The organism is Rothia sp. HMSC069C03, assembly GCF_001811075.1.
GTDB classification, from domain to species: domain Bacteria; phylum Actinomycetota; class Actinomycetes; order Actinomycetales; family Micrococcaceae; genus Rothia; species Rothia mucilaginosa.
On sequence record NZ_KZ627137.1, the window covers coordinates 179,318 to 196,326 of the forward strand.

Here is a 17,009-nt window from a genome sequence, read left to right on the forward strand (position 1 = left end):
CTTAAAGCGTTCGACTCGTCGCAATAACGCGACGTGACCCCTCTACGGTTTGCGCCGACCAATAGGAGAATCCTATGTCCTTTATTGATCGTCATCTCGGCCCCCGTTCCGCAGACGCAGAGCAGATGCTCGAAACCCTGGGATACTCTTCCCTGGATGCGCTGATGGACGCTGTCGTCCCCTCCCAGATTCGCCTTGACGGCGAATTGCAGTTGCCTGCTCCGCTGTCGGAGCATGAGGCTCAGGCAAAGATTGCCGGCTATGCTGCGAAGAATAAGGTTCTCGCCCAGATGATTGGTGCCGGATACTACGATGCAGTAACTCCCGCGGTTCTGCGCCGTAACATTCTGGAAAACCCCGGTTTCTACACTTCTTACACCCCGTACCAGGCTGAGATTTCTCAGGGCCGTCTGGAGGCTCTGCTGAACTTCCAGAACACCGTGATGGAGCTGACCGGCCTGGAGATTGCAAACTCCTCCCTGCTGGATGAGGCGTCCGCAGTGGCTGAAGCAGCTGTCATGATGCACCGTGCGAACCGCAAGGTGAAGAACGGCTTCTTTGCTATTGACTCCCGTTGCCTGCCTCAGGTTATTTCGGTGACTCGCGGTCGTGCAGAGATGCTCGGCATTCCCTTCGTCATTACTGATTTCTCTGAGGGCCTGCCCGAGGGCGACCTGTACGGTATCGTCCTGGCGTACCCCGGCAATGAAGGCGATATTCGCGATATTGAGCCGCTGATTAAGGTTGCTAAGGAGCGTAACGCCCTGGTCACTGTGGTCGCTGACCTGTTGGCTCTGACCCTGCTGAAGTCCCCGGGTGAGCTGGGTGCTGATATTGCTGTGGGTAACACTCAGCGTTTCGGTCTGCCTTTCTTCTTCGGTGGCCCCCACGCTGCGTACATGGCTGTTCACAAGGGTATGGAGCGCACCATGCCTGGCCGTCTGGTGGGTGTTTCTAAGGACTCTGCCGGTAAGCCTGCGTACCGTCTGGCTCTGCAGACTCGTGAGCAGCACATCCGCCGTGAGAAGGCTACTTCCAATATTTGTACTGCTCAGGCTCTGCTGGCGATTGTTGCTGGCGCTTACGCGATGTACCACGGTCCTGAGGGTCTGCGCGCTATCGCGAACCGCCTGCACACTAACGCCGCTCGTGTTGCTACCGCGCTGAAGGCTGCGGGTTACGGTATCGCTCACGATACTTTCTTCGATACCGTCGTGGTGGAGGCTGCTGGCCGTGCCGACGAGCTGGTTGCGAAGGCTCTGGAAGCTGGCGTGAACATCCGCCGCTTCGACGAGAACCGCGTCGGTATTTCCGTGGGTGAGTCTCACGGTGAGGAACTGCTCAAGGGCCTGGTCGAGGCTCTGGGCGGCACCCTGGGCGAGGCAGATGCACAGTACGATCTGCCCGCTGAGCTGCTGCGTACCGATGAGTACATGCAGCACCCGATTTTCCACAAGTACCGCTCCGAGACGGAGATGATGCGCTACCTGCGTCACCTCGCTGATAAGGACCTGGCGCTTGACCGCACCATGATTCCGCTGGGTTCGTGCACCATGAAGCTGAACGCGGCTGCTGAGATGGAGCCCATCTCCTGGCCTGAGTTCGCGAACATTCACCCGCTGGTCCCGGAGGATCAGGCTGAGGGCTGGCACGAGCTGATTAAGGATTTGAGTGAGTGGCTGGTTGCTATTACCGGTTACGATGCTATCTCGCTGCAGCCGAACTCGGGTGCGACCGGTGAGTACGCTGGTCTGCGCGCTATCCGTTCCTACCATGAGGCTAACGGTGACCACGAGCGCGATACCGTCCTGATTCCGCTGTCTGCTCACGGCACCAACGCGGCATCTGCTGCTCTGGCTGGTCTGAAGGTTGCCGGTGTGGCAACTGCGGCTGACGGTTCGATTGACGTTGACGACCTGAAGGTAAAGATCGAGAAGTACGGTCCCAAGGTTGCCGGCATCATGATTACCTACCCCTCCACTCACGGTGTGTTTGAGGAACAGGTTGCTGAGGTGTGCCAGCTGGTTCACGAGGCCGGCGGCCAGGTGTACCTGGATGGTGCGAACCTGAACGCTCAGATGGGCTTCGCTCAGCCCGGTAAGTTCGGCGGCGACGTTTCGCACCTGAACCTGCACAAGACCTTCTCCATTCCTCACGGCGGTGGCGGCCCCGGTGTTGGCCCGCTGGCTGTTCGTGAGCACCTGGCGAAGTTCCTGCCCGGTGACGCATACCGCGCTGATGCTGAGGGTAAGCTCCCCAACGATGCTGCACTGCCGATTTCGCAGGCGTTCTTCGGTTCTGCCGGTGTTCTGCCGATTAGCTGGATGTACATTGCGATGACTGGTGCTCAGGGTCTGAAGGATTCCTCGCAGTACGCGGTTCTGAACGCTAACTACATTGCGAAGAAGCTCAACGACAAGTACCCGGTGCTGTACACCGGCCCCGGAGGTCTGGTCGCTCACGAGTGCATCCTGGACCTGCGTCAGCTGACCGATCAGTCTCACGTGACTGCTGAGGATGTCTGCAAGCGTCTGATGGACTTCGGCTTCCACGCTCCGACCTTGGCATTCCCGGTTCCGGGCACCCTGATGGTTGAGCCGACCGAGTCTGAGTCGAAGGAAGAGCTGGACCGCTTCATTGAGGCAATGGAGACCATCTACGACGAGATTATTGAGGTGGCTGAGGGGAAGGTCGCTGTGGAGGATTCGGTTCTGCGCAACGCACCGCACACCGTTGATGTGGTGAGCGCTGATGAGTGGGATCGCCCCTACAGCCGTACTCAGGCGGCTTTCCCTGTCCCGAGCCTGCGCGCTAACAAGTACTTCACCTCGGTGGGTCGTATTGATGGCGCTGGCGGTGACCGTAACTTCGTGTGCGAATGCCCCCCGATGGAGGCTTTCGACCTGGAAGCATAAGGAGCCTGTAACGCTCCTGGGTGGGCTGTAACGGTCTGCCTGCCCCGTCCGTCCTCAGGTTCCTGGGGGCGGGTGGGGACCGCCTCCGCAGCGTATCTCGTGTCTGTGGGGGTGAACTAAATCTACGACGATTGAACGATAACAGCACAAGGCTGTGCGTGAGGAGAATCTAATGTCCCCCAAGAAGACCTCTTTGTACTCTGTCCACGAGAAGCTTGGCGCTTCTTTCACCGACTTCGGCGGCTGGGATATGCCCCTGAAGTACGCTAATGACGTTGCTGAGCATGAGGCTGTCCGTACTCGTGCCGGTATTTTCGACCTGTCCCACATGGGTGAGTTCCGTGTGACCGGCCCGGATGCGGGCGCGTTCCTGGATTATGCTCTGGTGTCGAACATGTCCATCCTGAAGGTCGGTAAGGCAAAGTACTCGATCCTGGTCAACGACAAGGGCGGCGTGATTGACGACCTGATTACTTACCGTCTGGGCGATGAGGAGTTCATGGTCGTTCCGAACGCTTCGAACATTGACACTGACTTCGCTGCGATGAGCGAGCGCCTGGGTGATTTCAACGTTGAGTTCGTGAATGAGTCGGATCAGACTTCCCTGGTGGCTGTTCAGGGTCCTCGTGCTGAGGAGATTCTGCTGGCTGCTGGTGTTTCTGATGAGGAGGCTGTCCGCGAGCTGAAGTACTACGCTTCGGTGCCGCTGACTGTTGCTGGCGTTGATGTTCTGCTGGCTCGTACCGGTTACACCGGTGAGGACGGCTTCGAACTGTTCGTTCCGAATGAGAACGCTGTTGAGCTGTGGGATAAGCTGGCTGCTGCTGGTGAGCCTTTCGGTATGATTCCTGCTGGCCTGGCTTCTCGTGATTCCTTGCGTCTTGAGGCTGGTATGCCGCTGTACGGTCATGAGCTGGGTCTTGAGATTACTCCGTTTGAGTCCGGTCTGGGCCGTCTGGTTGAGATCGCTCTGGAGAAGAAAGCGGCTGACTTCGTTGGTCGTGAGGCTCTGACTGAGCTGGCTAAGAGCGAGTCGAAGCGCATCCTGGTTGGTTTGAAGGCTCAGGCGAAGCGTCCTGCTCGTGCCGGTTCTAAGCTGGTTGATGCTGAGGGTAATGAGATCGGTGAGGTTACCTCCGGTATTCCTTCCCCGACTCTGGGCTTCCCGATTGCTATGGCGCTGGTGAACCGTGAATTCTCTGAGGTTGGTTCTACTGTGGATGTTGATATCCGCGGTAAGCGTGCTCCGTTTGATGTTGTGGCTCTGCCGTTCTACAAGCGTGAGAAGTAAGAGTTTTTCTGCAGGTAATCTGTAGGGCAGAGGCGTCGTGTCCTGTGTGGGCACGGCGCCTTTTCTGCGCCGTGAGGTGGGCGTTGAGCGGCGGGGGAGTGTGTGAGGTGTTCTGAGCCTTAGTTTGTGCTGGTTCTGAAGTGCGTTAGGATTAGAGCGGCCAGTCAAAGGTGATTGTCCGCACTTATAGACCGTAGCTTGGTGGGCGGCTCCTCTGTTGAAGGGCGCATATCTTTTGGCGCGGTGCACAGACATTTTTATTTGAAGGACAGAACGTGGCTATTACCCAGAGCGCGCCCAGCAGCGTGCAGAAGAAGGCAGAGGCTCTGCCGTATGACATCAGTGTTTTTGAGATGTTCAGCATTGGCGTGGGTCCTTCGAGCTCGCATACGGTCGGTCCGATGCGTGCTTCGAATCGTTTTGTGGCGGAGCTGATCGATGAGGACCTGCTGAATCGTGTGACGGGTGTGCACGTGGATCTGTATGGTTCGTTGGCGGCTACGGGTGCCGGTCACGGCACGATGAGCGCGGCGTTGAAGGGTCTGTGCGGTTTTGTGCCTGAGACGATCAATATTGCTGATTCTGAGGCGTTGATGGAGCGCAATAGCGTGGATGGTACTTTGCCGCTTGCTGGTTACCCGTCCTCTGCTTACGGTGTGACTGCGCCCGGTGGTGAGGAGCAGAAGGTGTACGGCCCGGTGGTGAAGTACCGTGAGCTGGATATGACTCTGCGTCCTTTGACTGTTTTGCCGCGCCATACGAACGGTATGAAGATTGCGGCATTTGAGGGCGAGCAGCTGCTGTTGGAGCGCACCTACTATTCGATTGGTGGCGGCTTCATTGTTGAGGGTGATGAGGAGGCGACCGGTGGTGCGTCGCTGATGAACCCTCCGTATCCGTTTGGTTCGGCTGCTGAGCTGCTGGAGATGGCGAATGAGTCTGGTCTGTCGATTGCTCAGTTGAAGATGGCGAATGAGTGTTCTCTGCGTTCTGAGCAGGAGGTCCGTGACGGTATCTTGCATATCTACCGTGTGATGAAGGAGTGCATTGGCTCTTCTCTGGCGCGTGTGGGTTATTTGCCGGGGCCTTTGAAGGTGCGTTGCCGTGCGGGTGCGTGGCATCGCGATTTGATGGTGGAGGACCCTTCGAAGTCTCCTGAGTTCGCTATTGACTGGGTGAATCTGATTGCTTTGGCGGTCAATGAGGAGAATGCTTTTGGCGGTCGTGTGGTGACTGCTCCGACGAATGGTGCTGCGGGTATTATTCCTGCGGTGTTGCATTACGCGATGAATTACACGCAGGGTATTCGCCATTGCGGTCAGGCTGCTCGTGATCAGGCGGTTGTTGATTTCTTCTTGGCGTCTGCTGCTGTGGGTGTGCTGTATAAGAAGCGCGCGTCGATTTCTGGTGCTGAGGTGGGTTGCCAGGGTGAGGTGGGTAGCGCCTCCTCGATGGCTGCTGCTGGTTTGGCGCAGGTGATGGGTGGTACTCCCGAGCAGGTTGAGAATGCGGCTGAGATTGCGATGGAACACAACCTGGGTCTGACGTGTGACCCGGTGGGTGGTTTGGTGCAGATTCCGTGTATTGAGCGTAATGCGATGGCTGCGTCGAATGCTGTGACGGCGGCTCGTATGGCGTTGCGTGGTGATGGTACGCACCGTGTGTCGTTGGATCAGGTGATTGAGACGATGCGTCAGACCGGTTTGGATATGTCTCACCGTTATAAGGAGACGTCCATGGGTGGTTTGGCTGTGAATGTGGTGGAATGCTAGGTGCACGCTGTGGCAGGTTTGCACTCCTGATGAGGGTGTGGTAGACAGAAGGGCTTTCTTCCTGTATCGTTAGTATTTACGCTTTCCCTAACCTTTGTGCCTTCATATAGCGGTGGGCACGGGCTGAAGGTGACGTTTTTCCGTCCGACTCTATAGCTTCGAGCACCGTTTTATTCGGGGGCTGAGGTTGTCGTGTCGCCGGTAATGTCGCCGGGAGGCTGATTGCTAACAGACATGTCTGTGGAAGGATCCCCATTTTGGTCGCTTCGAGCACCTCTAACCATGACGCCGCTAACGGCGCAGAGAACGTCTCGCGCCGAATTTCATTCGCGAAGATTAACGAACCGCTGAAGGTTCCCAACCTGCTTGCTATCCAGACCGATAGCTTCGACCGCCTCGTTGGTAACGAGCGCTGGGCGGAGCGTCTGGAGAAGGCGCAGGCTGCTGGTGACACTTCTGTCCCCGCTCAGTCCGGTCTGGCTGAGATTTTTGAAGAAATCTCCCCGATTCGTGACTTCCAGGAGACTATGCAGCTCTCCTTCTCTGAGCCTGAGTTTGCTGACCCCAAGTACTCTGTTGAGGAGTGCAAGGACCGCGACGCAACCTACTCGGCTCCGCTGTACATTAAGGCTGAATTCATGAACCTCGCTACCGGCGAGGTCAAGCAGCAGACCCTGTTCATGGGTGACTTCCCCCTGATGACCGAGGCCGGTACCTTCGTTATTAACGGTACTGAGCGTGTGGTCGTTTCTCAGCTGGTGCGTTCCCCCGGTGCTTACTTCGAGAAGGCTCCGGACCGTACCTCCGATAAGGACATTTACTCTGCCCGCGTGATTCCTTCCCGCGGTGCATGGTTCGAGCTTGAGATTGATAAGCGCGACCAGGTTGGCGTGCGTCTGGACCGCAAGCGTAAGCAGTCCGTGACTGTTCTGCTGAAGGCTCTGGGCTGGACCGAGTCCAAGATCCTGGCTGAGTTTGGTCAGTACGACTCCATCCGCGCAACCCTGGAGAAGGACTCCGTCAAGGACCGCGACGAGGCTCTGCTGGATATCTACCGCAAGCTGCGTCCGGGTGAGCCCCCGACGGTTGAAGCTGCCCAGGCTCTGCTGGACAACATGTACTTCACCCCGCGACGCTACGACCTGGCGAAGGTTGGCCGTTACAAGCTGAACCGTAAGCTCGGTGTGGACGTTCCCATGGATTCCCCCGAGGCTTCCGTTCTGAGCCAGGACGACATCGCTCAGATGATTCGTTACCTCTGCGCTCTGCACGCAGGCGAGACCAGCATCCCCGGCGTCCGTGACGGCGAGGAGATCTCCCTCAAGATTGATATCGACGACATCGACCACTTCGGTAACCGTCGTATCCGCACCGTGGGCGAGCTGATTGAGAACCAGATCCGTACCGGTCTGTCCCGTATGGAGCGCGTGGTTCGCGAGCGCATGACCACCCAGGACGTGGACGCTATCACCCCGCAGTCCCTGGTGAACATCCGCCCCGTCGTGGCGGCTATCAAGGAGTTCTTCGGTACTTCTCAGCTGTCGCAGTTCATGGACCAGAACAACCCGCTGGCAGGTCTGACCCACAAGCGTCGTCTGTCCGCACTGGGCCCGGGCGGTCTGTCCCGTGACCGTGCAGGTATGGAAGTTCGAGACGTCCACCCCTCGCACTACGGTCGTATGTGCCCCATTGAAACCCCTGAAGGCCCGAACATTGGTCTGATTGGTTCGCTGGCAACCTACGGTCGTATCAACTCCTTCGGTTTCATTGAGACCCCCTACCGCGTGGTGACTGACGGTCGCGTGACCGATGAGGTCCGCTACCTGACCGCTGACGACGAGAAGTCTGTTGTTATCGCACAGGCAAACGCACCGCTGAACGCTGACCGCACTTTCGCTGAGAACGAGGTTCTCTGCCGTGCGGGCGATGGTTCTGGCGAAGCTGTTCTGGTTGCTCCCGGCGCCGTTCAGTACATGGACGTCTCCCCGCGCCAGATGGTGTCTGTTGCTACCGCTCTGATTCCTTACCTGGAGCACGACGACGCTAACCGAGCACTGATGGGTGCTAACATGCAGCGTCAGGCTGTGCCCCTGCTGGAGTCTGAGGCTCCCGTGGTTGGTACCGGTATGGAGAAGTACGCAGCGCTGGACTCCGGTGACTCCGTGCTCGCGAAGAAGCCCGGTGTGGTTTCCTCCGTGGACGCTAAGACCGTTATCGTCCGTAACGACGACGGCTCTGTATCCACCTACCCGATCATGAAGTTCTCCCGATCGAACCCGGGTAACTGCTACAACCAGCGCGTTGTGGTGAAGGAAGGCCAGCGCGTCGAGTACCGCGACGTTATTGCTGATGGCCCCTCCACCGACGGCGGCGAGCTGGCACTGGGTAAGAACCTGCTCGTGGCATACATGCCGTGGGAAGGCCTGAACTACGAGGATGCGATCATCCTCTCCCAGCGCATGGTTTCTGAGGACGTGCTGACCTCGATTCACATTGAGGAGCACGAGATTGACGCCCGCGACACCAAGCTGGGCCCCGAGGAGATTACCCGCGACATTCCGAACGTGTCCGAGGATGTTCTCTCGGCTCTGGACGAGCGCGGCATCATCCACATCGGTGCTGAGGTTGAGGCTGGCGACATCCTCGTTGGTAAGGTCACCCCCAAGGGTGAGACCGAGCTGACCCCCGAGGAGCGCCTGCTGCGCGCAATCTTCGGTGAGAAGTCTCGCGAGGTTCGTGACACCTCCCTGAAGGTTCCTCACGGTGAGTCCGGTACCGTCATCGGTATCCGCATCTTCGACCGCGAGAGCAACGATGAGGACGATCTGCCCCCGGGCGTGAACCAGCTGGTCCGCGTGTACGTGGCACAGAAGCGTAAGATTACCGACGGCGACAAGCTTGCAGGCCGCCACGGTAACAAGGGTGTTATTTCCAAGATCCTGCCGATCGAGGATATGCCCTTCCTGGAAGACGGTACCCCCGTGGACGTCATCCTGAACCCGCTGGGCGTGCCCGGTCGTATGAACATTGGTCAGGTTCTGGAAGTCCACACCGGTTGGCTGGCTAAGCAGGGTTGGAAGATTGAGGGCGAGCCCGAGTGGCTTAAGCACATGCCGAACTTCCCGAAGGAATCCGGCCCGACCCGCCTGGCAACCCCGGTGTTCGACGGTGCCCACGAGGACGAACTGTTCGACCTTATGGACCACTCGAACCCGAACCGCGATGGTGACCGTCTGATCAACCGTTCCGGTAAGGCACGTCTGATTGACGGCCGTTCCGGTGAGCCGTTCCCGGACCCGATTTCGGTTGGTTACCAGTACATCCTGAAACTGCACCACCTGGTGGATGACAAGATTCACGCTCGTTCCACCGGTCCGTACTCGATGATTACCCAGCAGCCTCTGGGTGGTAAGGCGCAGTTCGGTGGTCAGCGCTTCGGTGAGATGGAAGTGTGGGCGCTGGAAGCATACGGCGCCGCGTACACCCTGCAGGAAATCCTGACCGTCAAGTCCGATGACGTGGCGGGCCGTGTGAAGGTTTACGAGGCTATCGTGAAGGGCGAGAACATCCCTGAGCCGGGTATCCCCGAATCCTTCAAGGTTCTTATCAAGGAAATGCAGTCTCTGTGCCTGAACGTCGAGGTGCTCTCCACCGACGGCAAGATTATTGAGATGAGCGACTCGGAGGAAGAAGGCTTCCGGGCAGCAGAAGATATGGGCGTGAGCCTGACCCACGACGAGCCTAGCTCCGTCGACGAGGTATAAGCACCGCCTCCTTCTAGGGTGGGGAACCCCGCATGCGCTCGCGTGCGTTGTGGGGTTCCCGCCCGCTAACCCAAGTCTTCAGAAACTTACAGAAAGAGATTAGGACCGATATGTCCAACGAATCTTCGCTTGGTTTGATGCGAATTGGCCTCGCCACCGCCGACGACATCCGTCGTTGGTCTTTTGGTGAGGTTAAGAAGCCCGAGACCATCAACTACCGTACCCTGAAGCCCGAGAAGGACGGTCTCTTCGACGAGCGTATCTTCGGCCCCACCAAGGACTGGGAGTGCTACTGCGGTAAGTACAAGCGCGTGCGCTTCAAGGGCATTGTGTGTGAGCGCTGTGGTGTTGAGGTGACCCGCTCTAAGGTACGTCGTGAGCGTATGGGTCACATTGAGCTGGCTGCTCCTGTTACCCACATTTGGTACTTCAAGGGTGTTCCTTCCCGTCTGGGTTACCTGCTGGATCTGGCTCCGAAGGACCTGGAGAAGGTCATTTACTTCGCTGCGTACATGATCACTAAGGTTGATGAGGAAGCTCGTCACGAGGATCTGCCGATGCTGCAGGCTGCTCACGACCGTGAGAAGCAGGAGCTTGAGGCTGCTCTGAACGCTGATGTGAACGCTATTAGCCGTGAGGTTGAGGCGGAGCTGGCTCGTATTGAGGCAGAGGGCGGCAAAGCTGCTGAGAAGCGTAAGCTGCGTGATAACGCTGAGCGTCAGCTCGCGTCAGTGCGTAAGCGTTACGAGCGTGAGGCTGAGCACCTGGATCGTGTGTGGGATCGCTTCAAGAACCTGAAAGTCGCTGACCTTGAAGGTGATGAGGCTCTGTACCGTTCCATGATTGATAAGTACGGCCTGTACTTTGAGGGTGCGATGGGCGCAGAGGCTATTAAGAAGCGTCTGGAGTCCTTCGACCTGGAGGCTGAGTCTGAGGCTCTGAAGGAGATCATTCAGACCGGTAAGGGTCAGAAGAAGACCCGCGCTCTGAAGCGTCTGAAGGTTGTTAACGCCTTCCTGACCACTAACAACTCCCCGCTGGGTATGGTCCTGGATGTTGTTCCGGTTATTCCGCCGGAACTGCGCCCGATGGTTCAGCTGGACGGTGGCCGCTTCGCGACCTCCGACCTGAACGACCTGTACCGTCGTGTGATTAACCGTAACAACCGTTTGAAGCGTCTGCTGGAGCTGGGTGCTCCCGAGATTATCGTGAACAACGAGAAGCGTATGCTACAGGAAGCTGTGGACTCGCTGTTCGATAACGGTCGTCGCGGTCGCCCGGTGACCGGCCCCGGTAACCGCCCCCTGAAGTCTCTGTCTGACATGCTGAAGGGTAAGCAGGGTCGTTTCCGTCAGAACCTGCTCGGTAAGCGTGTTGACTACTCGGGTCGTTCCGTGATTGTGGTTGGTCCTCAGCTGCAGATGCACCAGTGTGGTCTGCCCAAGCAGATGGCGCTGGAGCTGTTCAAGCCCTTCGTTATGAAGCGTCTGGTGGAGCTGAGCCACGCTCAGAACATTAAGAGCGCTAAGCGTATGGTTGAGCGTTTCCGCCCGCAGGTTTGGGACGTTCTGGAAGAGGTTATTGCTGAGCACCCGGTTCTGCTGAACCGTGCACCTACCCTGCACCGCCTCGGTATTCAGGCGTTTGAGCCGAAGCTGGTTGAGGGTAAGGCTATTCAGCTGCACCCGCTGGTTTGCTCCGCGTTCAACGCTGACTTCGATGGTGACCAGATGGCAGTTCACCTGCCGCTGTCTCCCGAGGCTCAGGCTGAGGCTCGTATCCTCATGCTGTCCTCGAACAACATCCTGAAGCCTTCGGATGGTCGCCCTGTGGCTGTCCCCTCGCAGGATATGATCATTGGTCTGTACCACCTGACCAGCCCCCGCGATGGTCAAAAGAACGAGGGTCACGCATTCTCCTCGGTGGCTGAGGCTCTGATGGCGATGGATCGTCACGAGATTGAGCTGTACACCAAGGTGAAGATCCGCCTTGATGGTGACCAGTTTGTTGCTCCCGAGAATTGGGAAGCACCGGAGGGTTACCAGCCCGGCGATTCTGTGCTGCTGGACTGCACCGTTGGTCAGGTTCTGTTCAACCAGGCTCTGCCGAAGGATTACCCCTGGTTCTCTGGCGTGGCAGATAAGAAGGGCCTGGGTAGCCTGATTAATGATCTGGCTGAGCGTTACCCGATGGATGTTGTGGCTCGTGCTCTGGATAACCTGAAGAACTCCGGTTTCTACTGGGCTTCTCGTTCGGGTGTGACCGTGGCTGTTTCCGATATTGCTACTCCTGCTGAGAAGCCGGCAATTATGGAGCGCTACGAGAAGCAGGCTGCTGCAATTCAGGACGACTTCGAGATCGGTACCATCGATGACGAAGAGCGTCGCCAGGAGCTGATTAAGGTTTGGACCGAGGCTACCGACGTGGTTGCAGAGGCTATGCGTGAGAACTTGAGCTCTCACGGTGGGCTGAACACCATTTACCGCATGGTGACCTCCGGTGCACGTGGTAACTGGATGCAGGTCCGTCAGATTGCGGGTATCCGTGGTCTGGTGTCGAACCCGAAGGGTGAGATTATGCCTCGCCCGATTAAGTCCTCGTACCGTGAGGGCCTGTCGGTTCTGGAGTATTTTATCGCGACCCACGGTGCACGTAAGGGTCTGGCTGATACCGCGCTGCGTACCGCTAACTCGGGTTACCTGACTCGTCGTCTGGTGGACGTCTCGCAGGACGTTATCGTTCGCGAGCACGACTGTGGCACTCGCCGCGGTCTGGTTCTGCCTCTGATTGATGAGGACGGCGGTCTGCACCAGGATGTTGAGACTTCGATTCACGGTCGTACCCTTGCGGTTGACGTGAAGGACGAGGCTGGCAACGTTCTGGCTGCTGCTGGTTCCGATGTCTCTGATGAGCTCATTGAGAAGCTCTTCAAGGCAGGCGTGAAGGATGTTCGCGTTCGTTCGGTTCTGACCTGTGAGTCCGCTATTGGTGTGTGTGCACTGTGCTACGGTCGTTCGATGGCTTCGAACGTGCTGGTGGACATTGGTGAGGCTGTTGGTATTATTGCGGCTCAGTCGATTGGTGAGCCCGGTACCCAGCTGACCATGCGTACCTTCCACACCGGTGGTGTGGCTTCGGCTGACGATATTACTCAGGGTCTGCCCCGTATTCAGGAGCTGTTCGAGGCTCGTACCCCCAAGGGTGTTGCCCCGATTTCTGAGGTGTCTGGTCGCGTGACCATTGAGGATACTGAGAAGTCCTACAAGATTGTGGTGACCCCGGACGATGGTTCCGAGCCCCAGTCCTACACTGTTCTGCGTCGTGCGGCTTCTAAGCTACAGAACGGCGATCACGTTCAGGTTGGCGATCAGCTGGCTACCGGTTCTGTTGATCCGAAGGAGGTTCTGCGTATTCGTGGTCCTCGTGAGGCTCAGAAGCACCTGGTGAGCGAGGTTCAGGGCGTGTACAAGTCGCAGGGTGTGGAAATCCACGACAAGCACGTTGAGGTTATTGTTCGCCAGATGCTGCGTCGTGTGACCGTGATTGAGTCCGGTGATACCGATCTGCTGCCTGGTGAGCTGGTTGATAACATTGCTTTCCAGACTGCTAACCGTAAGGCACTGGTTGAGGGTAAGAAGCCCGCAGCTGGCCGTCCGGAAATGATGGGTATTACCAAGGCTTCGCTGGCTACCGAGTCCTGGCTGTCGGCGGCCTCCTTCCAGGAGACCACCCGCGTCCTGACTCAGGCTGCTATGGAGGCGAAGACTGACCCGCTGCTCGGCCTGAAGGAGAACGTGATCATCGGTAAGCTGGTTCCCGCCGGTACCGGTCTGGCACGTTACAACGATATTGAGGTTGAGCCCAGCGCCCAGGCTACTGCTGAGCGTATGCAGGCTCTGGACACTTTCGGTGGTTACCAGAGCGCGTTCCAGATGGATAACGAGGTGTACACTTACGGCAACGGCGGCTTTATGGCTGTTTCGCTGGATGAGTACGGTCGTGGTCTGGACTAAGGCTTCTGCCGTGAGGGGTAGGTTGAGGGTTTAGAGCCCCGGCCTGGTCCTTGATAAAGAACGCGGATACTCGAGTTTGTCTCGGGTATCCGCGTTTTTTGTTTCACGAGGAGGTGGAGGTTTCTTTTAAGCGTGGCTTTAATATTCTTTACCCTTCAATGTGAGGTTGTAGATTTTATGCCTAGTGGACGAATTTATTTATGAAAAAATCATTGGAGTGCATCATTTTTCATGATGAGAAAATTGCTTGACAGAGCAAGAAATTAGATGGCGGTCAAATATTCTAAATCTCCCTAGAAACCGCACTAGAACTGCAATATATAGAATATTCACTCGTTTTTCTTTGGGGTATATATAGAATAAATGTTCTTTATTTGAACAATGCTAATTCAACTGGAAAGCCTTTTGACTAGGTTCTATTCTTGAAGGCATGCATATCACTCCAATCACTTCCGGGTGGGTGACTACTAGCGGCACCCGACTGCCCTCCGGAACATCTCAATCTCAGATGCTTGAACAGAATTCCTCTTTGTCTGCAGGGGAGCGAAAGCGCTCCTCTGTTTTTTCGCGTTTTAAAGCACCCACCCACTCTATTGCTCGCATTGGTGCAGCATGCCTTATTGCGGCTTCCGCAGTTCTTCCTGCCGGTCAGGTTGCGACCGCAGCTCCTGCCTCTCAGAGCGCTAGTGCTACCCCCTACCTGGTAGGTGCGGGTGCGGCGGATATTACCGGTGAGCCCGGTGAAGTCGGTTTCATGGGCTACGGTGAGAGCTCTCAGAAAGGTAGCGGCGTGCATACTCGCCAGTATGCTCGTGCTTTTATTGCGGTGGATCGCGCCTCCGGTAAGCGCAACCTCATTGTTGTCTTGGACTCTCTGACTGGCTGGCAGTCTCTGCGTGATGAACTGGTCAAGCGTATCCGTGCAGAGTTTGGCTCCGCATACGATGAGTCAAACATTATGATTACCGCGACTCACACCCATGCGACCCCCGGTGGTATTACGCACCAGAGCCTCTACAATATCACCACTCTGGGCTTCCATCAGGACACTTTCAATGCTCAGGTGAATGGTTCGCTGAAGGCAATCCGCCAGGCAACTAAGGACCTGGCTCCGGGTAACCTGACGATTTCATCTTCGAAGCTGACCGGTGTTGGTGCTAACCGTTCCCGCGAGGCGTTTAATCTGGATTCTCCCCAGTTGCGTTCTAAGTTGCCCGGCGGTACCGATCCGACCAATATGACTCTGCGTCTGGAGCGCAACGGTAAGACTCGTGCGGTGTTGAACTGGTATGCGATTCACCCGACTTCTTTGACCTCGAAGAATACTCTGATTTCGAGTGATAACAAGGGTTATGCGGAGTATCTGCTGGAGACTCAGGATCACGGCGTTGACCGCAATGTTCCCGGTAGTGGTGATGGTTTCGTTGCGGCGTTTGCAAATGCTAATGCTGGTGATGTTTCCCCGAATACTTGGTTGAAGCCTGGTCAGGGTCCCACTAATGACCAGTTCAAGAATGTGAAGATTCAGGGTGAGAAGCAGGCTAATGCTGTGCGTTCTCAGCTCAAGAGCGCGGGTACTCCGGTGGGTAAGGGTCTGGATTCACGTATTTCGTACTTCAATTTCTCGGGTATGAACGTGGATGCCAAGTACACCGGTAGCGGTCATAATGAGCGCACCTGTCAGGGTTTCTTGGGTACTCCGTTTGGTGCCGGCTCCACTGAGGACGGCGGCGGCGGTTGGGCGGTCTATAAGGAAGGCTCTGGTCGCCCCTCTATTCTGGGTACTTTGGTGTTCACTCCGAGCGCTGCGCAGACGCGTTGCCAGCAGCCGAAGGGCATTCTTTTCTCTGCAAAAAATGGAACGATCATTCAGGAAAAGTATCCGGTGCAGATTATGCGCTTCGGTGACTACTACCTGCTGGGTATGCCCGGTGAGTTCACCGGCGCGGTGGGTGTGCAGTACCGCCAGGATGCAGCTAAGCTCTTCGGTGTTCCCGAATCGCATATTATTCTGCAGGGTTACACCAACGCCTACGATCACTACGTGACGACTCCTGAGGAGTATGACTCTCAGCAGTATGAAGGTGGCGCGACCCTCTTCGGTCGTTACACCTCCAGTGCGTTCCGCCAGACCATTAATATTGTCGGAACCTCGCTGAAGAACGGTACCCCTCTGGGTATTGGTGACCGCCCGAACGATCGTCGCCCGGTAGCGAGCCTGCAGGGTAAGGTCGTCTACGATACCCCCATGTTTGGTATGCGTTACGGCCAGGTCACTCAGCAGCCTCAGGACGCTATTGCCGGCCGCGAAGAGGTGACGGCTCGTTTCGCTGGTGCTCACCCAAATAACAACATGCATCACGACGGTAGTTACTTCGTGATTGAGCGTCGTGTGGGTAATACCTGGAAGTACTACACCGCGGATAATAATCCGGATACTTTCTTTGAATGGAAGCGCATTGGTGTTTCGGCGTCTCAGGTGACGGTTCGCTGGAAGGTGCCGGCTAATACTCCTAAGGGGCAGTACCGCATCCGCTACTACGGCAATGCTAAGAAGAATTCGAAGACTATCACCCCGTTTGAGGGTCAGACTCGAGTCTTCCAGGTGGCGTAGTCCAGCAGTTGCTGTGGCGGACCTATAACTGAATACTCTCTTGTGGGAGGCGGGTGCAGCTATGCGCTCGCCTCCCGCATCTGTTGGGGTCGCCAAGAATCATTGAGAGGTTCTTGGCGGCCTTCTGCTTTAAATTGCGTCAAGGAGGCAATAGAAACAGAGGTGGGGGAGGGGGGCAGTGGGGGAGCGGTAAATCCCAAGGATGTAATTTAAGTGAGGCAAATCATTGGGTTTTGCCCCTGGGGGAGGCATTAAAAGCAAAGAATCCCAGCTTAGGCGCTAGATTAAGCGGGATTTAACCTGTATAGTCTTATCCGAAGTACTTGAGCTCGGTGCACAAGGATCCACCCCCGGTGGGTTTACGCGGGATATTTCCCGAGGGCGCGGGCATGATGAATCAATGGCAGTATGGATACCGTCCTTTGGCGTTGCTTTTTGCTGACGCCTAAATGCCATTTTTAAGCGTGCCCAAAAACTTTTTCACCTCTGATGGTGGGGAATTTTAGCCCTGAGAACTCGCCGAGATGTCGAGGAACCTATAGAAGCCAACCGGATATGCATCCGAGCGTTTCTGATAACCGAGAGCACCCATCCAACGTGATGGGGGCCAGTAAGTTTATACGGGCTTCTCTAACGAGAA

The 17,009-nt window shown here is 56.6% G+C and carries 6 protein-coding genes; all 6 read left to right on the plus strand.

Going from position 1 to position 17,009, the window contains the following annotated elements:
• Window positions 1–74: 74 nt before the first annotated feature.
• Window positions 75–2,915 carry an aminomethyl-transferring glycine dehydrogenase gene (gene gcvP, locus HMPREF2779_RS04925; RefSeq protein ID WP_105360974.1) on the plus strand — a complete coding sequence of 947 codons (2,841 nt, stop codon included), beginning with the start codon at window positions 75–77 and terminating at the stop codon, window positions 2,913–2,915.
• A 172-nt stretch (window positions 2,916–3,087) separates the two neighbouring features.
• Entirely contained in the window at window positions 3,088–4,206 is a 1,119-nt protein-coding gene (gcvT, locus tag HMPREF2779_RS04930) for a glycine cleavage system aminomethyltransferase GcvT (RefSeq protein WP_049353778.1), read from the plus strand.
• A 275-nt stretch (window positions 4,207–4,481) separates the two neighbouring features.
• Window positions 4,482–5,978 carry an L-serine ammonia-lyase gene (locus HMPREF2779_RS04935; RefSeq protein ID WP_070685652.1) on the plus strand — a complete coding sequence of 499 codons (1,497 nt, stop codon included), beginning with the start codon at window positions 4,482–4,484 and terminating at the stop codon, window positions 5,976–5,978.
• A 257-nt stretch (window positions 5,979–6,235) separates the two neighbouring features.
• Entirely contained in the window at window positions 6,236–9,742 is a 3,507-nt protein-coding gene (gene rpoB / locus HMPREF2779_RS04940) for a DNA-directed RNA polymerase subunit beta (RefSeq protein WP_105360975.1), read from the plus strand.
• 110 nt (window positions 9,743–9,852) lie between these two features.
• On the plus strand, window positions 9,853–13,755 hold the full coding sequence (locus HMPREF2779_RS04945) for a DNA-directed RNA polymerase subunit beta' (RefSeq protein WP_105360976.1): 3,903 nt from the start codon (window positions 9,853–9,855) through the stop codon (window positions 13,753–13,755).
• 508 nt (window positions 13,756–14,263) lie between these two features.
• Entirely contained in the window at window positions 14,264–16,369 is a 2,106-nt protein-coding gene (locus tag HMPREF2779_RS04950; protein ID WP_083311164.1) for a neutral/alkaline non-lysosomal ceramidase N-terminal domain-containing protein, read from the plus strand.
• The last annotated feature ends 640 nt before the right edge of the window (window positions 16,370–17,009 follow it).